Source organism: Rhodococcus sp. OAS809, from assembly GCF_040546695.1.
In the GTDB taxonomy this organism is placed as follows: Bacteria; Actinomycetota; Actinomycetes; order Mycobacteriales; family Mycobacteriaceae; genus Rhodococcus_F; species Rhodococcus_F qingshengii.
Map to the genome: position 1 here is coordinate 5,470,645 of NZ_JBEPOI010000002.1, position 23,389 is coordinate 5,494,033.

Here is a 23,389-nt window from a genome sequence, read left to right on the forward strand (position 1 = left end):
TGCCCGCACCGCACACGAGGTCCGATGGAGATCTACACGCCCATTCCACGAGGCGGTGGACCGTCGGGCACGGCGTGCCCGACACAGTCGGCAGGTCTTCGGACTCGCGGGCACTCGATCGAGTTGGATCGAACCTACTGGCCGTCGCTTCCCAGGCGGATGCCCAGTGCACATGAACGGCGGTCGTTCCTGCTTACCGCTGCGGGACAGTCCCGGATTTTCACCGGGTTCCCTCTCACCCCGACAGCTTGCGCTGACGGAGCTTCGACGCCGGGACCGGTCTTCGGGGCTCCTCATGACCGTGCCGGGCGAACCAGCTGCATCGACCAGCATAAGGCCAACCCTCCCTGAGCAGTCAAGGAGAGTCGGCGAAGGGCGCTATGCGCGTGACATGTAGGAATTCGAGTCCGGTGGTACGCGCGGAAGATTTTCGGAGGAACGTAGATTCTCCGCCATTTCGACAAGCAGATCCTGTGAAGACGGTGAGAGGTCGACGACACGGGAGGTGAGGTTCCGCAGGCGCACGTTGTGCAGCTGTTCGAGGAGGGAGAGGTCTGCCTCGCCACCTGAGATCGCGGGCGGAGTGTGATCGGACGGGGCGTAGAAGTAGTCCGGATGGACCTTGAAGAAGTGGGCGAGGGCGGCAACCACTTCGGGTGACGGATTGGTTCGGACGCCGGTGCGCAGTTGCGACAGGTACGGCGTCGAGATGCGGCAGCCGAACTCGGTCATGCCGCGAACGACCATCGCGTTGGTGACGTGAAAGTCGGCAGTCTCGAACAGCGAGTTCAAGCGATCGTTGAACTGGTTCGACATGAGACGTCCCTTCCCCCGCTACGCACAGGCTCCGTCGGTTCAATTAACTGCATCATAGCCAGGTATCGAACGATTAGCTGTTTCGGATTCTCGCGAAGCGGTCGTTTGCAGGGAAAATCCCTAGGGTAGAAGGTCCCTACTTTGAGTGATCTGGACAAATCGCCATCACGAATCGAACGGCGAACTATTTGCCGGGGAAGGCGATTCCAGACGCGCGGATCAGAGCCAGCCGTTCGACTCGGCGATTCTGACGGCTTCCGCGCGCGTCGACGCACCCGTCTTACCCATCGCGGATGACAGATGATTTCGAACTGTCCCTGCGGACAAGAAGAGCGCCCCTGCGATGGCTGCCACGGGTGCGCCGTCGTGAGCGGCGCGCAGTACTTGGGTCTCACGCTCCGTCAGGGGCGACTCGCCGCTGACGAGGCTGTCGGCCGCAAGGGTGGGATCGACGACGCGCAGTCCGGCGTGGACACGCCTGACCGCGTCGGCAAGCTGCCTGGCGGGGGTGTCCTTGACGACGAACCCGCCGGCCCCGGCGTGCAGGGCTTTACGAAGAAATCCGGGACGGCCGAACGTGGTGACGATCAGAACCCGGGTGTCGGGTGCTGCCTCGCGGAGGGCCGCCGTCGCGGCGATTCCGTCCATGCCGGGCATCTCGACGTCCAGAAGCGCGACGTCCGGGCGGTGTTCGAGAACGGCGGACACCACCTCGTCGCCGCGACCGACCTCGGCCACCACGGACAGGTCGGATTCCAGATCGAGCAGCGCGGCCAAAGCTCCTCGCACGAGCGCCTGATCGTCCGCCAAGAGCAGCCGTATGGTTGCTCGATCGCCCTGGCTGTTCACTCTGTCTCCTGTTCGACTACCTGAAGTGCAAACCCCTGCGGCTGGGGATGAGTGATGATCACTCGTGCGCCCGACGCTCCGGCGCGCTCGCGCAATCCGATCAGACCGTTTCCGGAAGACGTCGACTCGGCCCCTCGTCCGTCGTCGACGACCGACGCACTATTTTCGTCGACCGTGATCCGGCAGTGGGTCGCACCGCTGTGTCGAACGACGTTGGTGACGCCCTCACGGATCGTCCATGCAAAGAGTTCCCGAAGACGCGTGGGAACCATGTCGGTGCTGCTCGGCACGTCGTCTTCGATACCAGCCGCACGCAATGCCTCTCGCGCTCGGGCTATCTCGACGGGAAGAGAAATCCCACGAAATCCTTCGACGGCCGAGCGCACGTCCGCCAGCGCGTCTCGAGAGAGCCTTTCGAGGTCGTCGAGTTCGTTGCGCGCACGTTCGATATCGACATCGAGTAGGCGATTGGCCAGTTCGGCTTTGATCGTGATGACGGTCAGCGAGTGCCCGAGGATGTCGTGCAGATCCCGCGCCATCCTCGTTCGCTCCTCCATGATTGCCCGCTGCTCCTGCTCTTCGCGTTCGTGGAGTATGGCGAAGTTGCGGCTGATCAGGGACATGATTCCCCAGGTCGCGAACGCGGCCGCGCAGACTCCGAGTGAGAGTCCGGAGTAGTTCCCCCATCCGGACGAGAGGCTGACTATCTCCACGGAGGCCGCGAACACCAAGGCGAGAATGCCGCCGGCGACGGTCGGCAACAGTGTCACCGCTGTCACCGCGAGGTACGGTGCTGCTGCCAAACCTGTCGGCCCGACGCTCACGATCATCACGGCGGCCAACGCGGTCAAGGCGGCCAAAGCCAGTGCAGCTTCGCGAATCGTCGGCCGAGTCATTGTCATTCGACGCCGCTGCTGCGTTGTGGCGAACGTGTAGAGATAGAGCGCACTGAAGGCGACCGTCGCGAGAATCCCTGTCCAGCCGCGCAGTTCGTCGCGCAGATTCCATCCCTCGATCAGCGGCCCGCCGAGAAATACCATCCAGACCGCCGCGAAGAGAACGCCGAAACGATTCCGCCGCGGGAGCGCGACGGAATCTTCTCGGTCAGTCGTTTGCGACAACTACACACGCTCCGTATCTCGTTGGAACCGCCAGATCGCTCCGCCGGCGAAGATGGCGAACCACACCAGGATATTGACGATCCAGGTCCAGTGAATGCTATTGCCCGTCAACGGTGCGTGGGCGAGGGCGTTGATGCCGAACATCGGGGTGAACTGTGCGATGGTCGCCCATACGGAACCGTCGGTGAGTGGTACGAAGAGTCCGCCGCCGAATGCGAGCAGAGCCAGTCCCGGTCCGAGCAACTGCATGACGTTCTCACTGGGGAGTAGGTACCCCATGAACAGGCCGAAGGCCGCGAAGATCGACGATCCCAGCCAGGCGATCAATGCCGTTGTGAACCAGAGTGATCCGTCCATCTGCGCCGAGGTGAACGCGCCGACGACGTAGACCACGAGAATCGAGACGAGACCGAGCAGCATCGCCATGATCAGTTTGACGGCGATGTAGGCGACCGGGGTCAGGGGAGTCAGCCGAAGTTGTCGGCTCCACCCGGACGCTCGTTCGATCGAGACCATCGCGCCGCCGCTGGTGGTGGCCAGCATCGCGCCGTACAGGGCCATGCTGATCATGATGTACGCGGCGACATTGCCGTGCCCGATCCCGTGGTCGTCGTCGCCTTGACCGAGACCGAAGACGAGGAAGAAGACAACCGGCATGACGAGCGTGAAGATCATCGTGCGCCGGTTGCGAGTCAGGCGATGAAATTCCAGTCGCAGTAGCGTCGTGTTGAATCCGCCGAGAGGTACGACGGTTCGCTCGGCTCCGTAGGTATTCGCTTCGGTTGCAGTGGTCATCACTTCTGTCCTTCGGAGTTGTTCGACGTGAGTGCGATGAATGCGTCTTCGAGGCCACGCGAGACGATTTCGAGATCGCGAGCCTGGGTATTGGTCAACAGGAACCGTGCAACGGCATCGGTGTCACCCGAGTGCACGAGCAGTGACTCACCGCGCACCTCGACGGCGTCGGAGTTCGGTATGGCTCGCAGGAGTTCGTCGGTGATGCCTGGAACAGTCGCGCGCAGGGTGCGTCCGGACGCCATCGCCTTGACCTCGGCGGTGGTCCCGTCTGCGACCACGGTGCCTTGCCTGACCAGGATGATGCGGTCGGCGTAGACATCGGCCTCTTCGAGGTAGTGCGTCGCAAAAAGCACAGTGCGACCGTGATCTGCGTCGGCGCGGATGGCGGACCAAAAGTCCCGACGCCCTTCGACGTCCATGCCGGTGGTGGGCTCGTCGAGAATGAGCAATTGCGGGTTCGACAGCAACGCCATCGCAAATCGCAACCGCTGTTGTTGTCCGCCTGAGCATTTGCTGACCAGGCGATCGGAGATGTCGAGGATTCCGGCTCTCCCCAGCACTTCGTCGACCGGACGGGATTGGGAGTACAGGCTGGCGGTCAGCTGCACAGTCTCGGCAACCGTCAGCTCTTTCAGTAGTCCGCCGGTCTGCATGACTGCCGAGACGAGTCCGCGGGCAATCGCCGATCGAGGTGACATTCCGAAGACGCTCACCTCGCCTGACGTCGGCCGGGACAGGCCGAGGATCATGTCGATGGTTGTCGTCTTGCCTGCGCCGTTCGGGCCGAGGAACGCGACGATCTCGCCGGGGCGGATGCTCAGGTCGATACCTTTGACGGCGTCGACGGTTCCGAAACTCTTGCGAAGTCCGGTCAACCGGACGGCGTCGTGTGCCGATCCTTCAGTGAGTGTGTGCAGTGCCTGTGGTGAATGCCGTGCCTGTGTTGAGGTCATACATAGAATCTGCTCGCTTCGAGGTCGTGATCCCTCGTCCGTCCGTCATTCTTCTGCCATGACATTTGTCATCGGGTCGGCCGGTATCTGTTTCGGTGCAACCTGACCGAGGCGCGCGAGGACCAACCCCGCGATGATTGCTGCGCCACCTACAGCTTGGAGTGCGGTGACGGATTCCCCGACCAGGATCCACGCGGCGACGACCGCGCACAGCACTTCGGTCAGCGCTACCAGAGACCCGATTGTCGGCCCCAGCAGCGTGATCGCGGCGATGCCGGTGAGATAGGCAATGACAGTGCTGACCAGGACCAGGACCACCACCGGCAGCCACACGTTCACCGAATGGTCTGCCACGACGGCGTTCGAGGCCGAGAACTGGAGGGGGAGGACGCCTACGAGTCCGAGCGCGCCGATGACCACTGCACTGACCGTGAGCCCCGATGCCGCGAGAACAACAGGATGGAGATCACCGTCCGCACGTTCGGAAATGACGAAATAGACTGCAAGGCATGCCGCGGCGGCCAGTCCCCAGGCGACTCCGACGGCACTGATCTCTGCCGATCCGAAGACGTCGATCACCACGGCGGCGCCGATCAAGGCCACCGCCGCACCGAGAAGCGTCTGCACGCTCGGACGTGCGCCCTTGGTTATCCACACCCACCCGATGACGATGATCGGTGCAAGGTACTCGAGAAGCAATGCGACGCCGACCGAAAGATGTTGCACGGCATTGAAGAAGCACAGTTGAACGCCCGAGATCGCGAACACCCCGTACAGCAGTACCGTTCGCGTGTGGGTGCTCACCTGTCGTAGGCGAGGCCATTGGGTGGCTACGGCGATCACCATCATCACCAGTGCGCCGCCGGCAACGCGCGCGAACACTGCGCCGCCGGGGGACCACCCTGATTCGATGAGAGATTTCGCGAACGGGCCCGATACGCCGAACGTTGCCGCGGACAGCAGAGCGAAGATCAAGCCGTTGCGAGAGTTCACGTCGTCACCCGTCAGGAGTAAAAGCGATTACGATGCTGACATTAGGTTGATACGGCTCAGGAGTCAAAGTGCATTTTGCTGGTGACACGGAATCGGCGCTCGTCTTCGCCGCGTCGTTGGTCAACACGGCCCGCGGCGGGGCCGAACTGCTTCCGGATCAAGAGGAGCTGACACGGTTTCTCGACGCGGATCGCTGGACCGGCAGGCGGGACGGCACACCGGAGGAATTGACGGCGGTTCGTGCGCTGCGTCCACGACTGCGAAAGTTCTGGGAAGCCGCGGGAGTGGACGACGCCGTCGAGGTGGTGAACACACTGCTACTCGAATCGGGCGCGAGGCCTCGGCTCACCAGGCACGACGACCTCGGCTGGCACCTGCACGTCACCGCTGACGATTCGCCACTGGTGGACCGGATGGCCGCAGAAGCGGCGATGGGTGTGCTCGATCTGATCCGAACCGACGAATTCTCGAGGTTGCGATGGTGTGAGGCCCCGGACTGCGAAGCGGTCTTCGTGGATTTGTCGCGCAATCGTTCGAAGCGATACTGCGACACCGGAAACTGTGGGAACAGGGCGCACGTCGCCGCCTATCGTGCCCGTAAATCCGGGGCGTGACCAAGCGGCGTTCGGAGGGATAGAACCAGGCTGAGTGAATACCTTGTCGGGAGCCAGGATCGGTCTAGCGTTGTGAATTCGGAACAGATTTCGCGAAGCCAGGAGGATGGTCGGTGGCCGATCGTAGGCGTCCACTCAAGACGGTGACCGGTGTCAGCGGGGCGGTGAGTATCTACGACGCAGCGATCGATCCGACGACGTCGACGGTCGCGTCCGCGATCGACGTCGCAAAGACGGCCGAGGCGAACAAGATCGACGGACTGTTTGCCGCCGACCTGCTGAGTTTCGGCGCGCAGGGCGCGATCGGTGCGCAGGAGCCGTTGATCTTCCTTGCCGCGCTGAGTGCGGTCACCACCCATGTGGGGCTCATCGCCACCGTCACGACGACGTTTCATCACCCATTCAACCTGGCACGGTTGTTCGGCACCCTGGACCACGTCAGCAATGGTCGAGCCGCATGGAATGCCGTCACTTCCTCACTCGGAGAAGAGAACTACAGCGACCTGGACCTGCCGAGTCCGGAGGAGCGGTACGCCCGAGCGGCCGAATCGCTCGAGGTGGTCAACGCGCTCTTCGACAGCTGGAAGCCCGGCGCCTTGATCCGGGGAGAGGGCTCTGCGGTGCTAGATCCGTCGAGGGTGGTCCCCATCGAGCACCGAGGCAAGTACTTCACCGTACAGGGGCCGTTGAACATTCCATCCCTGCCGCAGCGTCGTCCGGTCCAATTCCAGGCAGGCCAATCTGCCGGGGGTATCGAACTGGGTGCTCGCTTCGCGGAGGTCGTATTCACTTCTCTCGCAACCTTCGAGGACGCGGTCACCTACACGAAGACGATCCGCGCCAGGGCGGCAGAGTTGGGGCGTGGGGACGAACTGCCACTGATTTTCAGCTCGTTCCACGCAACGTACGGCGCTACCGAAGCCGAAGTCGAACGATTGGTCAGAGAAGCCGAGGAATCGACGGACTTCGACGCCGGACGCACCAGGCTTGCCGATATGTTCGGCGGCGGCGTGGATTTCTCGGAATTGCCGCTGGATCGGCCGATCCCGGAGTCGTTGTTGCCGGACCCGTCGTCGGTGAATCGACGGCGGGGCCGGGTCGAGATCTTCGGCAAGCTCGCATCACAAGGAAAGACTCTGCGTGAGTTGATCATCGCGTCCAAGGACACCGGCCACTGGGCAGCGGCGGGCACCCCGGAACAGCTCGCGGACGCGATCGAGGAACGATACGACGCGGGCGTACTCGACGTCATCACGCTCGGTGACCTTGCGGATCCGCGTACACGCGATTTCGTCACGAACGGGCTGCTGCCGGAGCTGCGCAAGCGCGGAATCGTGGGATCCGACTACGTCGGCGATACCTTTCGCGAGAACCTCGAGTTGCCACCGCTGCCACCGGTTTCCGGTGTCTAGTTGTTGGAAGCGAGTGAGCGCATGAAGAACATGAGGTTGGCCGGTCTTTCCGCGAGGCGACGCATGAAGTAGCCGTACCACTGGCTGCCGTAGGGAACGTAGACCCGCAGGTGATTGCCTTCGGCTACCAATCTGCGTTGTTCGCCGTCGCGGATGCCGAAGAGCATCTGGAACTCGAAATCCGCGGCTGTCCGCTCGGTCAGTGTGGCGAGTCCGAGGGCGGCGTCGATCATGGTGGGATCGTGGGAGGCCACCATCGGGTATCCGTCACCTTCCATCAAGACCTTCAGGCAACGCACGTACGACGCGTCGACTTCGGCGGCCTTTTGGAACGCGACGCCGGCCGGTTCCTTGTATGCACCCTTGCACAGCCGAATTCGTGAACCTGATCCGGAGAAGTGCCGGCAGTCGGCCTCGGTGCGGTGTAGGTACGCCTGCAGGACCGTGCCGAGCGTCGGGAAGTCGCGGCGCAACTCTTCGACGATGGACAGTGTCGAGTCGGTGGTGGTGTGATCCTCCGCATCGACGGTGACCCACGCGCCCACTTCGTCTGCCGCTGTGACGATTCGGTGAGCGTTCGCCAGGGCGATCTTCTCGCCGTCACCGGGAAGTGACTGCCCCAACGCGGAGAGCTTGAGCGAAACCTCCAGGGAGTGTTGCGTCCCGGCAATCTCGGAAAGCGTTGCGTACGAGCGGAGAAGGGAGAGATAGGCGTCGACGGTAGCTGTTGCCTGAGCCGGATCGGTGGTGTCCTCGCCGAGGTAGTCGACCGTCACGAACCGGCCACTGGTGAGGATGTTGCGCACCGCTGACATCGCTGCGGGTTCCGCGTCCCCGGCGACGAACCTGTCTACAAGCTTGCGGGTCAAGGTCATCCCGGAGACTGTCTTCTCCAGTCGCGACGAGCGTGCCGCCGCGAGGAGTACCGGGCGCAGTGGGTTGCTCAGCGAGACGGCACTCATCAACGGTTCTCGCTCTCGGCTGGATCGACGTCCTGGTGGGGGTAACGATGATCGGTGGGAGGAACGAAGGTTTCCTTGACGGTGCGTGTCGACGCCCAACGGAGCAGATTCTGCGGCGAACCGGCCTTGTCGTTGGTACCGGAAGCCCGCGCACCTCCGAAGGGTTGTTGTCCGACTACCGCTCCCGTCGGCTTGTCGTTGACGTAGAAGTTTCCGGCGGCGAACCGCAGACCATGATGAGCTTGATCGACGGCCGCACGGTCGGTGGCGATCACGGCGCCGGTCAGGGCGTAAGCGGATCCGCTGTCGACGCGCGCGAGGATGTCGGCGTAGGCATTCGGTGCGGAGTCGTCGTAGACGTGAAGCGAAAGGATGGGACCGAAGTACTCGGTGCTGAAGGCTTCGTCGCTCGGGTCGTCACCGAGTAGGACCGTCGGTGAGATGAAGAATCCTTCACGGTCGTCGTAGTCGCCGCCTGCTGCGATGGTGAGGCTGCTGGTCGACTTGGCGCGGACGATCGCGGCGGCGTTTCGGTCGAACGAACGTTGGTCGATGACGGCGCCGCCGAAGTTCGTCAGGTCGGTGACGTCTCCGTACTTCAGCGTCGACACAGTGTCGATGAACGTGTCGCCCATCTTGGCCCACACCGACTTCGGGATGAACGCCCGTGATGCGGCCGAACATTTCTGGCCCTGGTAGTCGAAGGCCCCGCGAATCAATGCCGTCGTGAGTACGTCCGGGTCAGCGGAACTGTGTGCGAGTACAAAATCCTTGCCGCCGGTTTCGCCGACGAGACGCGGATACGTCCGGTAGTTCGAGATGTTGGCTCCGACCTCACGCCACAAACGCTGGAACGTTGCGGTGGATCCGGTGAAGTGGATACCCGCCAGTCGGGGGTCGGCAAGCGCGACCTCGGACACCAAGGGGCCGTCGCCGAGAACAAGATTGATCACCCCGGGCGGGAGGCCGGCAGCTTCGAGTAGTTGCATTGTCAGGTACGCCGCGACGGCCTGCGTGGGTGACGGCTTCCAGATCACGGTGTTGCCCATCAGGGCCGGTGCTGTGGGGAGATTTCCGGCGATGGCGGTGAAATTGAAGGGAGTGATCGCGTAGACGAAACCTTCGAGTGGACGATATTCGACGCGATTCCACACTCCCGGAGCGGAAACGGGTTGGTCGGCGAGTATCTGACGTGCGAACGCGACGTTGAAACGCCAGAAGTCGATCAGTTCGCAGGGCGCGTCGATCTCGGCCTGGTATGCGGTCTTCGACTGGCCGAGCATTGTTGCGGCGGCGATGGTTTTCGCGCCACGGGCCGGAAAGTAGATCGGCGGCGCGGAGGAAGACCGCAGCGCGGTCGTCGAACGAGAGGTCGCGCCAGGTCGGGGCGGCGAGTGTAGCGGCGTCGATGGCATCACGAACATCCGAGTGCGTTGCGCCCGCAAACGATCCGATGACCGAGCTGTGACGGTGTGGTTGAACTACGTTCTGTCGCTTACCTCCCGCAGTTCGGTGGATGCCGCCGATGACCTGCCTGATGTCGGTCGGCGATTCGGCCAGTTCGGTCAGTTTCGTACGGAGGCGCGATCGTTCCGGGCTTCCCGGCGCGTAATTGTTCACCGGTTCGTTGGCTGGGTGGGGGACATTGGTAACGGCGTCCATGACGATCCTTCGGCAGACTCAGGAGTGGGCAGTTGTCGTGTCGTGAACCAGTCAAGTCGAAAGACGTCGGCGAGTAATCCGCTGAGCGGCCAAACATCGGTGTCCGTGTTTGTCCGATCGGCTGAACCGTTTTCGCAGGAAAATGCACTATTCTCGAAGTTGAGGCGTTGCGACGGTCCGGAGAGTGGGTGGTACGTGTCTATCCGTGGGGTCAGGCTCGACGCGGTCCTTCGGGCGCTGGGCGGAGCTTTTGTCGAGCTCGTCCTCGCGCCGTCAGGTGATGACGTCTTTGTCGACTCCGTGGTGTTCGCAGAGGTCGGGGACCTCACGCGCCCCAGAACCGCGGCCGTCGAATCCTCTGAGCTCTGGCTCGCTGTCGGTATCGGCGCAGCCGAATTGGCGGCCTGGCTGAACCGCCTCGATCAGAAGGGATCAGCGCCTCGGGCCGTCATGTCGAAGGAGGCCTCGGACACGTCGGTGCGTGCGGCGGCACAGCGCGCCGGGATCGCCTTGATAGCGGTCCATCCGGATGCTCGTTGGGATCGATTGTTCACGACCATCCGGGGCGTGCTCGATCATTCGGTGTCCCGACAGGATTCGGACGACATCGTATTCGGTAGTGACACAGACTTGTTCGAGCTGGCGCAGAACGTCGCCGCAATCACGCGGGGGATGGTCAGCATCGAGGACGAGCATTCCCACGTCTTGGCCTATTCGGCATCGGGAGATGCTGCGGACGAGCTACGTCGGCAATCAATCCTCGGCCGCGAAGGACCTCGCGAATACCTCAGAAAGCTACAGGAGTGGGGCGTCTTCGAGAGCCTGCGGCGAAGCGACGACGTAGTGGAGGTGCCCGCTCACGACGACCTTGCGATCAGGCGACGGTTGGTGGTTCCGATTCGGAGAATATCCGACAATGTCAAGGGGGAGAGCGGTTTCAGCTCTGATCTTCTCGGCACGATCTGGGTGCAGGAAGGCCCGGTTCCCATTGCCGGCGATGCCGACAGCGTGCTCCGCGGTGCCGCGGCCGTTGCTGCTCGGCTGATTTCGCGCATCCGAGACGCGCCGAGTAACGAGGCGATACAGATTCAGCGGTTGCTCGGGGTTCGCGGCGGCGGTGTCGACGTTCCTTCGCTCGCGGCCTCGTTGACCATCCCGATGTCCGGACCGGCGATGGTGGTCGGAGTGGCGAGTATCGGAAACGGTGGGCTGCCGTCTTCGGGCGAACTCGTGTCGTCTTTGCGACTGCACGCCAGCGCCTTTCAGCGTGAATCGCTGGTGAGTGCCGTCGGCACCCGGATCTATGTGCTGTTTCCGCGAACCCAATCCGTGAAATCCACAGTCTCGTGGACCCGCGAAGTTGTCGCGCGTTTGGACAAGGTGTCGCCTTCGGGGCTACGGGCCGCGGTCTCGTCGCCGGTTTCGACGCTTGCGGAGGTGGCCCAGGCTCGGGCCGAAGTGGATCGGGTCTTGGACGGAACGTCGGGGGATGTTCGTGTGACCACCCTCGCGGACTCGCGCACACCGGTGCTGCTGGGCGAAATCATGGACACCATTGCGGCCGACGAGCAACTGCACGATCCGAGAGTCGACGCCCTGGACGTCTACGACAGACGCAACGGGTCGAACATGCGCGAAAGCATCTCCGTTTACCTCGCACATTCGGGCGATGTCCGACGTGCATCCGAGCAGCTTCGGATTCACCCGAACACCCTCAGGTATCGGATCAAGAGGGTCGAGGAGATCACGGATACCGACCTCTCCGAGCCGTCGGCCAGGCTGTTGATGGAGATTCAGTTGGCGGCGTCTGCTCGGGCAGTGAGTTCGCCGAACCTGTCGGACCCCAGCAGTACTCTTCGCGAATGATCGACTCAGCGAAGGTGCCAGGCGCAGCGCGCGCGTATTTCGACGGCGGCGACGTCCGCGGCGTTTTCACCGAAGACGCAGTGGTTCGTGACGACGGCCGTACGTATGTCGGGATCGAAGAAATCGTGGCGTGGAAGTCCGCCGTGTCGACGGCGTTCACCTTCACCCAGAAGATCGAGTCGGTCAACACCCCAGGCTCGGCCGTTGTCGTGTCGGTGAAGGTCGAGGGTGATTTTCCCGGAAGCCCCGTCCAGTTACATCACCATTTCACTCTCGACGGTGATCGGATTTCCGCTCTCACGGTGTGCCCCTGATGCCCACCGCTGACGAACTGCTCGGGAAATCCGTCGTCGCCGATCTGGCAGGCTGTCTAGAGCGAGCCTCCGGTCACACACGCCTCGCCCTCGTTCGGGTAGTACATCCGAATTCGACGGTATGAGTCTCGGCGAACGTACGCGCGTTGTGCGGGACGCGATGACTGCCGAACTGCCTCAGGATCTTCCGGCCTTCGCCGAGATCATCCGCCGTGCGCTTTCAGAAGAGACCTTCACCGGTTGGATGATCTGGCCGGTGACCGAAGCCGTCGCCGTCACGGCGACACGAAGTGGCTCCGAGTCGGATTTCGACGAGGGAATGGCTCTGCTTGCCGAGTTGACGTCGCGTCTGACGGCCGAATTCGCAATTCGCACATTTCTCGAAACGAACCTTGACCGTTCGCTGGCGATCGCACTCACCTGGACCGGCCATGAAGACGAACACGTCCGGCGCTTGGCGACCGAAGGCACTCGTACTCGTTTGCCCTGGGGAAGACGAGTGAAAGAATTGACGGCGCGTCCCGAGTCGACAATCGTCATTCTCGACGAGCTGTATCGGGATGATTCGGAATATGTACGACGTTCGGTCGCAAACCATCTCAACGATCTCAGTCGTGCTGACGCTGCGCTCGCAGTATCGACTGCGAAGCGTTGGATGCAGACACCGGATGCCAACACACTGAAAATCGTCAAACATGCATTGCGGACGTTGATCAAGGCCGGCGATCCAGATGCTCTGTCCCTCTTGGGGTTCTCGCCGCCCACCGACGTCGTGGTTGAGGGGTTCGTCATCGACCGCGAAACAGTTCATGCGGGTGGAGAACTCACCTTCGACTTCGCCGTCACGAACAACGGCAGCGAGTCCGTCACCGTCGTGATCGATTACATCGTCCACCACGTGAAGGCCAACGGGACCACGACGCCCAAGGTCTTCAAACTGACAACACGAACGCTGGAACCCGGGGTGCCGGCCCGTATCGCGAAGAGGCATTCCTTCAAACCGATCAGCACCCGGAAGTACTACGCCGGCGAACATGCCGTCGAGGTGCAGATCAACGGCGTACGCCAGGTGCGAGGTGTATTCCGTTTGGACGTGTGAGGAGATCCGGCCTAGACGCGGAGACCGGCAAATATCGGGATCGGGGCTATGCGGACCGTCGTCCAGATCAACACGAGTGTCAAGATCACAGCCGGTGACCAGCGCAACTGATGCCAGAGCACGACGGGTCTTCCACGGGTGCGGGCGGTCGTCCACGAGACGTACGTGAACGCCAGTGCAAGCAGCATCACGAGGCCAAAGGCATTGAAACGCATCGCTGCACCGAAATCGCCGTGGATGAGGCTGTACACCATCCGAGTGCTACCGCAACCGGGACAATTGACGTTGAACAGCGCTTTGGTCGGACAAACGGGAATGACCCCACCAGGTGTGGTGGGGTCACTCCAGGAGATGAAGGCGCACAGCGCAATTGCCGTGAACGCAACTGCCGCTGGCGCCTTCAGTGCGGCGAGTCGTGATATGTCATCGTTCTCGGTGTCACCACAATTCGGTGTCATTGCAGTTCGGTGTTTGGCCGTCGATCAGTGTCGCCGGTCGGCGTCGGCGGTCACAGGGAACTCGATCCGGCAAGGACGACGACAAAAAGGAAGTACAGAACAGCGACGGCAACACCTGCGCCGACTGACCACAAGGCGAACTTCTTGGCATCGTCAGCTGATTTTTGCGCAGCGTCGAACTGACCTTGCGCCCACAAAGTGTTGACCTGGCTTGATTTGACGATCGAGACGATGCCGAGCGGGAGGCAGCAGAACACTGTCACGAGAATCGCCCAGACCAGATTGTTGTCCGGCGGAGGGCCGACCGGTTGTTGCTGGCCGTAGTACGGGTTCTGCGTCATTGGTCACCTAGCGTTCGGAGAAACAGGGCGTTCGGAGAAACACCCTCTGACGTGCGAAGAGCACGGGCAGGTGACAACATAATCCGTTTCCGAGTGAGTCAGTATCGACTGTTCGTATGACAGAGAATCCGGTTGATTTCTGATTCGGAAGGCGATCCCGAAGACGTCAGCGCATGACCTGTACCTGCTCGGCGATATCAGCGGCCAGGGCCATCGCAGTCAGAGCGAGGCCGTTGTTGAGGTCATATCGCAGATGCCCGACATGGCCGTCCTGGACAGCGCGGACTCGTTTCCACGTGGGCGACTCGGCTTCCACAGCGTCGGGGTTCTGTAGCAAGACGAAGTCGGCCTGGTCGAAGATCGCAAGCTCCTCGAGGCTGTAGAAAGTCGAATCCTTCCGATCAGGTGCGGCATGGGCAGCGTCGGTCAAGACGTTCAAGCCGAGGTCCTGCGCAACCGAGACGGCGAACGTGTTGTTCTGCAGCCAGATCTGACCGCTGTCTGCGCCGGCGATCGCAATCGACTTGCCTTCGAGGAGACCACCGATCTTGGCCCGCGCTTGCGCAAGTTCGGCGTTGTATCGGGCGATGACGCGTTCGGCGACTTCGCGGCGATCGAGAGCCGTGAGCTGCGCGGTCATGGCCTGCTTCCACGACGAGCTCGTCGTGCCCTCGTCGACGACGAGCACCGGTGCGATGTCAGTGCCGAGCAGGCCCTTGTCCTGGTAGTAATCCCACCAGCCTTTCCCGACGACCAAAAGATCGGGGTCGTGGCTCAGTATCGATTCGGCATTCGGTTCGTTGTTCGTCCCACCGAGGCGAGCCGCGCCGGCGGGTACCTGGCGCATGAGTTGAGACTTCGGATCCCAATTGGTCGCGACGATCGGGTACTCGGCAAGTAGTGCAAAATCGAGGGCGCCTCGAGCTTCGAGTACCACGACGCGCTTGGGGTCCCGCGGGAGGCGGTAGGCCTGGTCCGCGACGACGATGTCGACCCACTCGTCGGAGGCTTCGGTGCCGCTGGATTCGCTCGAACATGCAGAGAGTGCGCCTAGTGCACCGAGCGCCGCCGCACCGGCCAGGAATCCGCGTCGTGTCAAGGAATCGATCAGACGGGTGAACTCGCCGTCCACATCTCTTGTCGACTGCAAGGGGGTATCGGTCGCAAAAGGGGACACCGTCGGGTGGAAGGTTTCGGTCGATTCGATCACAGGCATGAGAAGGCGCAGCTCCATCTGATGTTCCGGGCATTGGCAGGTGCCTGACCAACGTATTCGAATTCCGTAGCCGCAGCCTTGCTCGAAAGCGCCAATCGCTCAGCGGATTTGGCCATTCGTCACGGGCTCGTGCCACGGGACTCTCCCCTCGGATTCGGCTCGTTGTGGAGGGGCGCGCCCATCTGATCCGAACTCGAGGTATCGTGGCCGACATGCAGCGCGTCTATTTCTGGTTTAGCAGGCCGGCCCCGGGTGGGCCTGCCGGCGTAACCACGCGCTGACAACCTCCACCCAAGAGCCGGACTACAGACCGGCTCGCTGGAGTTTCTCTTCATCTCTGGGGTCGGCCTGAGAACAGGAAACCGAAAACCCCATGACTGTCACCATCGACACCACCGCAGCTTCGGACAGCCTCGACGATCAGCGCACTGTGAGTATCAGTCCGCTCGTGTCACCGGCGACTGTTCGTGCTCAGCACGCTCCGGACGAGGTCGCGGCCGCCACTGTGCGCACCGGTCGGGCCGACACCATCAACATCCTCAACGGTGACGACGATCGTTTGATCGTCGTAGTCGGTCCGTGCTCTGTGCACGATCCGGAAGCGGCGATGGACTACGCCCGCCGGTTGGCCGCCAAGGCCGAAGAACTGCGGGACGATCTGCACATCGTCATGCGCGTCTACTTCGAAAAGCCGCGCACCACACTCGGGTGGAAGGGCCTGCTCAACGACCCCCACCTCGACGGCACGTTCGACATCAACACCGGGCTCGGTATCGGCCGCAAGTTGCTTCTCGACGTGTCGAGCCTGGGCCTGCCTGTCGGCTGCGAGTTCCTTGATCCGATCATGCCTCAGTACATTGCCGACCTGGTCAGCTACGGTGCGATCGGCGCCCGGACCGCCGCCAGTCAGGTTCACCGTCAGCTGTGCAGCGCGCTGTCCATGCCCGTCGGTATCAAGAACTCCACCGAAGGTGATGTGCAGGTAGCCGTCGACGGCACCCGCGCCGCGGCAGCGAGCCACGTGTTCCCCGGAACGGACCTCGACGGCCAGGCTGCCTTGATCCGTACCGCGGGCAACCCCGACTGCCATGTCATTCTTCGTGGCGGTAGCGACGGACCGAACTACGATGCCGAGACAGTCGCGGACACCCTTGCCCGCCTGCGTAAGTCGAACCTGCCCGAGCGCGTGGTCATCGACGCGAGCCACGGTAACAGCAGCAAGGACCATGAGCGTCAGGTCATCGTGCTCGACGACATTGCCCGACGTCTGACCGAGGGCGAGCAGGGAATCGCCGGCGTCATGTTGGAGAGTTTCATCGAGGCCGGCCGTCAGGACCTGACCTTGGGCAAGGCGGACGAGCTCACCTACGGCCAGTCGATCACCGACGCGTGCATCGACTGGTCCACCACCGCAGCGCAGTTGGATCGTCTGGCGCAGGCCGTTGCGGCTCGGAGGGGCTGACGCCCCCGTGCGCCTATTTGGTAGCGCCAACTACCAAAAAGGCGCACAGGGCCGCTAGGCCAACACTTCTCGCGTGGCCTCGACCAGGTGCTCCAGCCAGGCGTCGGTGCCGACGGCGCGGCGCAGTGGCTCGTTGGGCAGTTCGATGCTGACCGGCAGTCCGGCAGGCAAAGTCGACCAGATGTCGGCCAGGGCTATGCCGCCGGTGCCGGGCACCAGACGCTCCTCGCGGGCCTGACGGATCAGCTCTGCGTCCCCAGTGGGAGCGGGGGTCGAACCGTCGCACATCTGGGCGTAGTGCAACCACTCGCGCGGGATGGACGCAAGATCCTCGAGCGTTGTCGCCGAGCGGTCGGTGTGCAATGCGTCGACCAGGACGCTACGAGCCGGACCGTCTGCCGCCGAGACGATCTCGATGGCCGCACGTGCATCGGGCACCGCAGTCCACGGCATGAACTCGAGGGAAGCGACGATGCCGTAGTTCGCGCACAGTTCAGCGAGGCGGGCATAGGAGTCCGTGAGCCGAGCGCGGTCGCGGTCGTCGCCGCCCACCAGAACGGCTTTGGCTCCGAGCTGTGCTCCGGCTTCGAGCAGCGGAGCGTAGTCGGTGGGGTCGAAGTCGGCTGCAAGACGGATGATTTCGAGGTCGAATACCTCGACCGGTGAATCGCCCAGTCGACGCACCAGTTCGTCCAACGACTGCTTGTCCTCGTGCAGAGGGTAGGCCGTCGTACCTGGTGCCGCGGGCATCAGACGGATACCGATGGTGTCGAAGCCGTGCTTTTCAGCTAAGTCGACGTGCTGCATCGGTGCGGTGTCGAGCACTGTGAGGGCTGCCAGTCCGAGTGAGAGTGTCATGCGTGCGCTCCAACTGTCTCGGCTCCGGCCAGTTCCCGGCCGGCCAGGTAACCGAATGTCATGGCCGGTCCGAGGTTGATGCCCCCGGACGGGTAGTGCCCGCCCATCACGCTCGCCTGATCGACGCCGACGGCGAGCAACCCCTCGATGGGGCGGTCGTTGTCGTCGAGCACATGCGACGACGAGTCCGTGACCAGTCCGGCGAAGGTGCCGAAACTCCCTGGCACGACTTTCACCGCGTAGTACGGACCCTTCTGCAAGGGCGCGAGCGACGGGTTCGGCCACGGATTGGAAGCATCTCCGGAACCTCGGTTGAACGGTGTTGTACCGCGACCGAACTCGGGGTCTTCACCGGCCACGGCCCCGATATTGAAAGCTGCGACGGTTTTCTCCAACTGCACGGGGTCGACGCCGATCTTCTCGGCCAAGTCCCGAAGAGTGCGCCCACGCGTGAGGTACCCCGAGCGCAGGTACGGCTGGATCGGGATCGGCAAGGGCTTCGCCATGCCCAGCGGGAGGTATCGCACATACTGTTGATCGGCAATCAACCACGAGCACACCTCTTCGCCCTCGGGAACCTGCTCGACCATCGCGAGTGTGTAGTCGTGATAGCCGAGTGCTTCGTTGACAAACCGCTTGCCGTTCGCGAGAACTCCGATGACACCGGGCTTTCCGCGATCGAGGATGTGCGGGAACACACCTTCCTTGCCGTTGCGGTAGCGAACGATGGAGACGGGGCAGTACGCGACGGGGGAGGCGAGGGTGCGGTCGAGTCGGCCGCCCACGGATTCGCCGAGGGTGATGCCGTCGCCGGTGGTTGTCTTCGGAGTGAGTGACCAGTGCTCGTTTCCGGTGGGGGTACGGGGGAACAGTTCACGTCGGCGGTCGATGTCCTGGGCGAAGCCGCCGGTGGCTAGTACGACGCCGCGCGTGGCAGTTACCGAGTACGCGCCATCCGGACCTTCGAGGCGGACGCCGACAACGCGGCCGTCGTCATCGGTCTGCAACGCGGTCGCGGACGTCTTCACCCGAAACTCGACGCCCAGATCGAGTGCCGAGCGCAGCATCATGCCGACAAGCGCGGTGCCGTTGACGAGTTGCTGGCCACGACGCTTGGTGGCGAGATCGAACATGTGCTTAGTCACCCGAACACCACAGTGCACAAAGGCTTTTGGTGAGCGGGTCGAGTGCAGGAAAGCCTGCAGGTCGGGCCCGGCCATGATGCCCATACCGAGGAACGACGTTTCGTACAGCTGCCGACGCAGTAGCGCCGCGACATCTGGTCCGAGCTTTCGCAGACTCACCGGTTTCGGTCCGACGGAACGGTGACCCGTGCCGGCGCCCGGTGTGTCACCGTGAATATCGGCGATCTTGGCTCCGGGCACGAACTTCAGAGCAGTCGTGCGTTCGAAGAACTCGACCATCTCCGGGGCGCCGTCGAGGAGTGCATCGACCTTGGCGGCGTCGAAGTTGTCGCCGAGTCGGTTTTCCAGATACGTCCGCGGCGCCGAACGATCCTCGACAACCCCGTCGGCGATGGCAAACATGTTGCGTGGGGTCCACATCCACCCGCCCGACCAGGCCGTTGCGCCGCCGCAGGTGTCGGCCTTCTCGACAACGAGTACCGACGCGCCGCCATGTGCTGCGGCAATTGCTGTGGAAAGCCCGCCTGCGCCGGAGCCCACGACAACCACGTCGTAGGTGAGGGGGGTACTGCTACTCATTTCTGCTCCTTGGCAGTTGTTGCGAGGGTCGGTGTCGATGTCAGCTCGACAACCTTGCCCGTTCGTGACGATTCGTAGATTGCGGCGATGATGGCAAGTGACGCGCGCGCGTCTCGACCGGTGACGGCGGGTTCGCGCCCGGTCAGGACCGCGTCGGCGAAGTCCTGAACCTGCAGGGTGTGGAAGTCGGTCAGTGCCGCATTGACCGCTCCCACATCGAGATTGGCGTCGATGTCGGCGGAGTACGGCGACCGGAACTCGACTTCGCCCGGCACGGTCCAGATTTCGTTGACACCCTCGTGCCCTTCAGGAAATTCGAGGACGCTGGCAATGGCGCCGGTGCGCCCGATCACCGTCACGCGGTTACCCAGATTGTGATTGGCACCGGTAGTCGCGGTGACGGTGGCGGTGCCGCCCGAGGCAAAGGAGATCACAGCTGACGCGCTGTCTTCGGTCTCGATGTGCTCACCGTGGGTGTGGGTGCGGATGAAGCCGCTGACCGAGACGGCCTCGCCCATGAACCAGGCCAGCATGTCGATCTGGTGCACGGCCTGTGTCATGAGCACGCCACCGCCGTCGGTGTCCCAGCGTCCGCGCCACGCATCGGCCGAGTAGTAACTAGACGGGCGGTGCAGGATCACCGACGCCTCACCGAGCATGGGTAGTCCGATCCGCCCGTCGTCGATGGCGTCGCGGATCCGACGTGCTGCCGGCCAGAATCGGCGTTGGAAGAGCACCCCGAACGTGATACCGGCGCGGTCGGCGGCCTCGATCATGCGGTCGGCGGCAGCAACATCGACTGCGATGGGCTTCTCGCACAAAACATGTACACCCGCTTCGGCAGCGGCCACGACTACCTCTTCATGTACCGGGTGCGGCGTGCAAACGGTGCAGGCGTCGAGTCCGAGGGCGAGAAGTTGCTCCACTGAACTCACGGCTGCGGGAATGCCGTGCGCTGCCGCGAACTCCTGGGCGCGTCCGAGATCGGGATCGCAGCAGCCGATCACCTCGACACCGGGGACTTGTTGCAGCGCGCGGGCATGGTTGCCGGCGATCTTGCCGCAGCCGACGATTCCGACTTTCAACGTCATCAGAAATGTTCCTCTGCTTCGACGTCCCGCGCTGCAGACTCGCCGCGGTCGAGACTGTTCAGTGCTTCGATGTCCTCGCCGGATAGGGTGACGTCGAGTGCTGCCAGGTTCTCGGCCTGACGCGTCGGGTTCGCTGATCGCGCGACCGGAACCACACCCTGCGCGACGTGCCAAGCGAGGACCACTTGAGCTGGTGTGCAACCGATTCGACCGGCGATCTCGCTCACAACGGCGTTGTCGAGCACGTCACCCCGGCCGAGCGGACTCCACGACTGCGTGAAGATGCCAAGTTCGTCGTTGGCGCGGCGAACCGGGATCCGAGCGAGCGACGGGTCCATCTGAATCTGGTTGACTGCCGGTGCCTCGCCGGTTTCGGCGACGACGCGGCGCAGGTGGAGCTCCAGGAAGTTCGACACACCCACGTACCGAACCAGTCCGGCGTCGCGGCAGGCCAGCATCGACTCGAACGACGCGACATAGCGATCGATTCGCGGGAGTGGCCAGTGGATCAGGAACAGATCCAGCTGGTCGAGTCCCAGTAGTTCCAGACTCTGCTCGAGGGCGCCCCGAATGTCGCCGGAAACCTGGTCGTTGCCACGAAGTTTGGTGGTGACGAACAGTTCTTCTCGCGGCACACCTGATTCCGCCAGCGCCACACCGACGGCGCCCTCGTTGCCGTAGATCGCGGCGGTGTCGACGAGCCGGTATCCGGCCTCGATGCCGGAGAGAACCGAGTTCGTGGCGTCGGCACCGACCAGGGGCCAGGTTCCGAGTCCAATGGGTGGCAATGCAGTTGCCACGGGTGTGGCTGCCTGTGTGGTCATGCGTGAACCTCCTGACGTGCCGCAGCGGCGGCGGTGATCGCGACGGCAACGTCGGCTGCGGTCACGAGTGCGGCATGGATGGACCCGCCGTCACCGCTCGCGTCGCCGACGGTATGTACTCCGAGTCGTGGTGCCAGTGAACGGAGTTCGGCAAGAAGTTCCGAACGCGGCTCGACGCCTTGCGAGATCAGCAGTTCGCCGGGAGCATCGACCTCGCTCAGCACACCGGCCGTCGAAATCGTGACGCGGTCAGCGGCGACTGTGGTGACGATCGAGCTGAGGTAGGTCGTGAGGTTCTCACTTGCGGCCAGGCGCGGCAGCAGCACGATCTTTCCGCGGCGTCCGACGTCGTGCGCGATGGTTTCCTGCGGGCCGATCATCACGACCTGGGTGCCCTTCTGAAGGAGATCGTCGGCGACGGCCGCAGCTTCACGGTCGGCGCCGAAGATGGTGACAGCGGCAGGAGTCGGATCGCTGGAGACGAGGAATTCGCGGACGTCGCGAACGGTACGGGTAGCTGCTCCGGGGAGATCGACCACGGGGCCGACGCCGCCGGCGGCAAGAACTATGGCGTCGAAATCGACACCGGAGAGCAAAGCAGCATCTACCCGGGTCGAGGTGTGGCAGTGGACCCCGAGTTCAGCCAGTTCCGCGGCGTACCAGTCCACGATCCGTCCATATTCGGGATACTCGTGAAGCTTCGATGCCAGAGCGAAGTCGCCACCGAGGCTGGGTCGCTCGTCGTACAGGTCGACGCGGTGACCGGCAAGTGCGAGGTCGCGGGCAGCGGCCATTCCCGACGGCCCGGCACCGATGACGGCGACCCGCACGGTGGCATCAGCCGGCTTTGTAGGCTGATCCAATTCGCGGCCGACCCACGGGTTGACGGAGCAGGGAATGGGGCCGGCGGCCAGGCTGTCGATGCAGTAGTTGCAGGCAATGCAAGGGCGGTACCGGCCACCGTCGATGGCACGATTCGGGAAGTCCGGATCTGCGTGCAGCGTACGAGCCATGCTGACGAAGTTCGCCTGCCCGGATTCGATGATCCGCGCAGCGATCTCCGGCGACGTGATGCGTCCGGCCACTCCCACCGGGATGTCGAAGTCGCGCTGGTACTGCTCGGAGTACGGCGCGAGGAGACCGCGCGACCATTCACCGGGCTGGATGATCCACTGTCCCGCTTCGTAGTTGCCGGCCGAGACGTCGAGGAAATCGAGTCGGTCGGTGTCGATGGCGCCGACGCGAGCGCGAGTCATCTCGGCGTCGAGTCCGCCGTCGATGCCTTCGAAGGCTGAGAATCGGAGTCCCAGAGTGATTCCCGGTGCGTGCTCGTGGACGGAGGCGATGACCTTGTTGACGAACAAGGTGGGGTCGGCCCACTCGTCGTCGCGGTGATTGTAAGCAGGGGAGAGGAACTGGTGGATCAGATACCCGTGGCCACCGTGCAGGGAGATGACGTCGACGCCGGCCTGCTGGCAGCGTGCCGCGGCTTCACCGAAACATTCGATGATGTGCTCGATGTCGTCGCCGTCGAGTTGTTCTGGCATCTCGCCGCCGACAACCAAACACGGAATCGGTGTCGGGGCAACGGGAACAAACCCGCTGACAGAACCTTGCGCCGTACGTCCACCGTGGTTGAGTTCGACTCCGACGAGGGCGCCGTGAGCGTGGATCGCGTCGGCCATCTTCTTGATGCCGGGAATCCGTTCGTCGACGTCGACGCCCATCTGCCGGATGCGTCCCTTGCCGTCGGCACGCACGTAGCTCGCTTCGGTGAAGATCAGTGCAGCACCACCTTCGGCGCGGCGGGCGAGGTACGCGATGTACTCGTCCGTCATGGTGCCGTCGACTTCGCAGTAGTTGCGTTCCATCGGGGCGGACACGAACCGGTTCCGGAGGCGGACGCTGCCCATGTCGAGAGGTTCGGCGAACGGCGCAGTCACGTTCATCAGTGCT

General features: G+C 63.1%; 20 protein-coding genes, 2 pseudogenes and 1 riboswitch. Of the genes and pseudogenes, 6 read left to right on the forward strand and 16 right to left on the reverse strand.

The window, feature by feature from the left end:
* Window positions 1-72 precede the first annotated feature (72 nt).
* A riboswitch (cobalamin riboswitch) is annotated at window positions 73-297 on the reverse strand.
* A gap of 81 nt (window positions 298-378) precedes the next feature.
* The 6 genes from ABIE52_RS28655 to ABIE52_RS28680 form a co-directional block, all read right to left on the reverse strand.
* Window positions 379-816 (reverse strand): helix-turn-helix domain-containing protein, encoded by a 438-nt coding sequence (locus ABIE52_RS28655; protein WP_003940179.1) that lies wholly within the window; start codon window positions 814-816, stop codon window positions 379-381.
* Between the two features lie 219 nt (window positions 817-1,035).
* Window positions 1,036-1,665 carry a response regulator transcription factor gene (locus ABIE52_RS28660; protein ID WP_003940330.1) on the reverse strand — a complete coding sequence of 210 codons (630 nt, stop codon included), beginning with the start codon at window positions 1,663-1,665 and terminating at the stop codon, window positions 1,036-1,038.
* A complete protein-coding gene (locus tag ABIE52_RS28665; RefSeq protein ID WP_042451298.1) occupies window positions 1,662-2,786 on the reverse strand; it encodes a sensor histidine kinase in 1,125 nt (374 codons plus the stop codon). The genes ABIE52_RS28660 and ABIE52_RS28665 overlap by 4 nt, the downstream gene beginning before the upstream one ends.
* Window positions 2,787-3,581 (reverse strand): ABC transporter permease, encoded by a 795-nt coding sequence (locus ABIE52_RS28670; protein ID WP_007733595.1) that lies wholly within the window; start codon window positions 3,579-3,581, stop codon window positions 2,787-2,789.
* Window positions 3,581-4,537, reverse strand: a complete 957-nt coding sequence (locus ABIE52_RS28675) for an ABC transporter ATP-binding protein (RefSeq protein ID WP_003940598.1) — start codon at window positions 4,535-4,537, stop codon at window positions 3,581-3,583. The genes ABIE52_RS28670 and ABIE52_RS28675 overlap by 1 nt, the downstream gene beginning before the upstream one ends.
* Window positions 4,538-4,582: 45 nt before the next feature.
* Entirely contained in the window at window positions 4,583-5,530 is a 948-nt protein-coding gene (locus ABIE52_RS28680) for an EamA family transporter (protein ID WP_003940332.1), read from the reverse strand.
* A gap of 68 nt (window positions 5,531-5,598) precedes the next feature.
* On the opposite strand from ABIE52_RS28680, the gene ABIE52_RS28685 reads away from it, so the two are divergent.
* Window positions 5,599-6,144, forward strand: a complete 546-nt coding sequence (locus tag ABIE52_RS28685; RefSeq protein WP_003939872.1) for a CGNR zinc finger domain-containing protein — start codon at window positions 5,599-5,601, stop codon at window positions 6,142-6,144.
* A 113-nt stretch (window positions 6,145-6,257) separates the two neighbouring features.
* Entirely contained in the window at window positions 6,258-7,556 is a 1,299-nt protein-coding gene (locus ABIE52_RS28690) for an NtaA/DmoA family FMN-dependent monooxygenase (RefSeq protein WP_050654749.1), read from the forward strand.
* Here ABIE52_RS28690 and ABIE52_RS28695 read toward each other — a convergent pair.
* Window positions 7,553-8,518, reverse strand: coding sequence for a proline dehydrogenase family protein (locus tag ABIE52_RS28695; protein ID WP_030535313.1), 966 nt, complete (start codon window positions 8,516-8,518; stop codon window positions 7,553-7,555). The genes ABIE52_RS28690 and ABIE52_RS28695 overlap by 4 nt on opposite strands.
* Window positions 8,518-10,180: pseudogene (pruA, locus tag ABIE52_RS28700) on the reverse strand (L-glutamate gamma-semialdehyde dehydrogenase). The gene ABIE52_RS28695 and the pseudogene pruA overlap by 1 nt, the downstream one beginning before the upstream one ends.
* A 195-nt stretch (window positions 10,181-10,375) precedes the next feature.
* On the opposite strand from pruA, the gene ABIE52_RS28705 reads away from it, so the two are divergent.
* From ABIE52_RS28705 to ABIE52_RS28715, 3 genes and pseudogenes are all read left to right on the forward strand, one after another.
* Window positions 10,376-12,046: a PucR family transcriptional regulator gene (locus tag ABIE52_RS28705; RefSeq protein ID WP_047270998.1), complete on the forward strand. Its 1,671-nt coding sequence runs from the start codon at window positions 10,376-10,378 to the stop codon at window positions 12,044-12,046.
* Window positions 12,043-12,360, forward strand: coding sequence for a nuclear transport factor 2 family protein (locus ABIE52_RS28710; protein WP_007733586.1), 318 nt, complete (start codon window positions 12,043-12,045; stop codon window positions 12,358-12,360). The genes ABIE52_RS28705 and ABIE52_RS28710 overlap by 4 nt, the downstream gene beginning before the upstream one ends.
* Window positions 12,360-13,459, forward strand: a pseudogene (locus ABIE52_RS28715) (DNA alkylation repair protein). The gene ABIE52_RS28710 and the pseudogene ABIE52_RS28715 overlap by 1 nt, the downstream one beginning before the upstream one ends.
* 11 nt (window positions 13,460-13,470) lie before the next feature.
* Here the strand turns inward: ABIE52_RS28715 and ABIE52_RS28720 are convergent.
* The 3 genes from ABIE52_RS28720 to ABIE52_RS28730 all read right to left on the reverse strand — a co-directional run bounded on the left by ABIE52_RS28720 (window position 13,471) and on the right by ABIE52_RS28730 (window position 15,474).
* Window positions 13,471-13,917 (reverse strand): DUF2752 domain-containing protein, encoded by a 447-nt coding sequence (locus ABIE52_RS28720; protein WP_003940294.1) that lies wholly within the window; start codon window positions 13,915-13,917, stop codon window positions 13,471-13,473.
* Window positions 13,918-13,967: 50 nt separating this feature from the next.
* Window positions 13,968-14,258, reverse strand: a complete 291-nt coding sequence (locus tag ABIE52_RS28725) for a CD225/dispanin family protein (protein ID WP_007733582.1) — start codon at window positions 14,256-14,258, stop codon at window positions 13,968-13,970.
* Window positions 14,259-14,424: 166 nt separating this feature from the next.
* Complete coding sequence (locus ABIE52_RS28730) at window positions 14,425-15,474, reverse strand: ABC transporter substrate-binding protein (RefSeq protein WP_039973352.1); 1,050 nt, start codon at window positions 15,472-15,474, stop codon at window positions 14,425-14,427.
* Window positions 15,475-15,847: 373 nt separating this feature from the next.
* Between ABIE52_RS28730 and ABIE52_RS28735 the strand changes: the two genes are divergently transcribed.
* Window positions 15,848-16,936: a 3-deoxy-7-phosphoheptulonate synthase gene (locus ABIE52_RS28735; protein WP_003940571.1), complete on the forward strand. Its 1,089-nt coding sequence runs from the start codon at window positions 15,848-15,850 to the stop codon at window positions 16,934-16,936.
* A 54-nt stretch (window positions 16,937-16,990) separates the two neighbouring features.
* On the opposite strand, the gene ABIE52_RS28740 is transcribed toward ABIE52_RS28735, so the two are convergent.
* From ABIE52_RS28740 to ABIE52_RS28760, 5 genes are read right to left on the reverse strand one after another with little or no spacing between them, the layout of a single operon-like run.
* A complete protein-coding gene (locus tag ABIE52_RS28740; protein ID WP_007733578.1) occupies window positions 16,991-17,794 on the reverse strand; it encodes a sugar phosphate isomerase/epimerase family protein in 804 nt (267 codons plus the stop codon).
* Window positions 17,791-19,518, reverse strand: coding sequence for an FAD-dependent oxidoreductase (locus ABIE52_RS28745; RefSeq protein ID WP_007733576.1), 1,728 nt, complete (start codon window positions 19,516-19,518; stop codon window positions 17,791-17,793). Before ABIE52_RS28745 ends, ABIE52_RS28740 begins: the two co-directional genes overlap by 4 nt.
* Complete coding sequence (locus ABIE52_RS28750; protein WP_007733574.1) at window positions 19,515-20,609, reverse strand: Gfo/Idh/MocA family protein; 1,095 nt, start codon at window positions 20,607-20,609, stop codon at window positions 19,515-19,517. Before ABIE52_RS28750 ends, ABIE52_RS28745 begins: the two co-directional genes overlap by 4 nt.
* Window positions 20,609-21,433, reverse strand: a complete 825-nt coding sequence (locus ABIE52_RS28755; protein ID WP_064443835.1) for an aldo/keto reductase — start codon at window positions 21,431-21,433, stop codon at window positions 20,609-20,611. The genes ABIE52_RS28750 and ABIE52_RS28755 overlap by 1 nt, the downstream gene beginning before the upstream one ends.
* Window positions 21,430-23,382, reverse strand: a complete 1,953-nt coding sequence (locus ABIE52_RS28760; RefSeq protein WP_192712359.1) for an oxidoreductase — start codon at window positions 23,380-23,382, stop codon at window positions 21,430-21,432. Before ABIE52_RS28760 ends, ABIE52_RS28755 begins: the two co-directional genes overlap by 4 nt.
* Between the last annotated feature and the right edge of the window lie 7 nt (window positions 23,383-23,389).

Excerpts from the sequence above, each read along its gene's own strand:
- ABIE52_RS28655 (WP_003940179.1), bottom strand. The coding sequence starts at position 816 with ATGTCGAACCAGTTCAACGATCGCTTGAACTCGCTGTTCGAGACTGCC.
- ABIE52_RS28670 (WP_007733595.1), bottom strand. The coding sequence starts at position 3,581 with ATGACCACTGCAACCGAAGCGAATACCTACGGAGCCGAGCGAACCGTC.
- ABIE52_RS28675 (WP_003940598.1), bottom strand. The coding sequence starts at position 4,537 with ATGACCTCAACACAGGCACGGCATTCACCACAGGCACTGCACACACTC.
- ABIE52_RS28695 (WP_030535313.1), bottom strand. The coding sequence starts at position 8,518 with ATGAGTGCCGTCTCGCTGAGCAACCCACTGCGCCCGGTACTCCTCGCG.
- ABIE52_RS28710 (WP_007733586.1), top strand. The coding sequence starts at position 12,043 with ATGATCGACTCAGCGAAGGTGCCAGGCGCAGCGCGCGCGTATTTCGAC.
- ABIE52_RS28720 (WP_003940294.1), bottom strand. The coding sequence starts at position 13,917 with ATGACACCGAATTGTGGTGACACCGAGAACGATGACATATCACGACTC.
- ABIE52_RS28725 (WP_007733582.1), bottom strand. The coding sequence starts at position 14,258 with ATGACGCAGAACCCGTACTACGGCCAGCAACAACCGGTCGGCCCTCCG.
- ABIE52_RS28730 (WP_039973352.1), bottom strand. The coding sequence starts at position 15,474 with ATGCCTGTGATCGAATCGACCGAAACCTTCCACCCGACGGTGTCCCCT.
- ABIE52_RS28735 (WP_003940571.1), top strand. The coding sequence starts at position 15,848 with ATGACTGTCACCATCGACACCACCGCAGCTTCGGACAGCCTCGACGAT.
- ABIE52_RS28740 (WP_007733578.1), bottom strand. The coding sequence starts at position 17,794 with ATGACACTCTCACTCGGACTGGCAGCCCTCACAGTGCTCGACACCGCA.
- ABIE52_RS28745 (WP_007733576.1), bottom strand. The coding sequence starts at position 19,518 with ATGAGTAGCAGTACCCCCCTCACCTACGACGTGGTTGTCGTGGGCTCC.
- ABIE52_RS28750 (WP_007733574.1), bottom strand. The coding sequence starts at position 20,609 with ATGACGTTGAAAGTCGGAATCGTCGGCTGCGGCAAGATCGCCGGCAAC.
- ABIE52_RS28755 (WP_064443835.1), bottom strand. The coding sequence starts at position 21,433 with ATGACCACACAGGCAGCCACACCCGTGGCAACTGCATTGCCACCCATT.
- ABIE52_RS28760 (WP_192712359.1), bottom strand. The coding sequence starts at position 23,382 with ATGAACGTGACTGCGCCGTTCGCCGAACCTCTCGACATGGGCAGCGTC.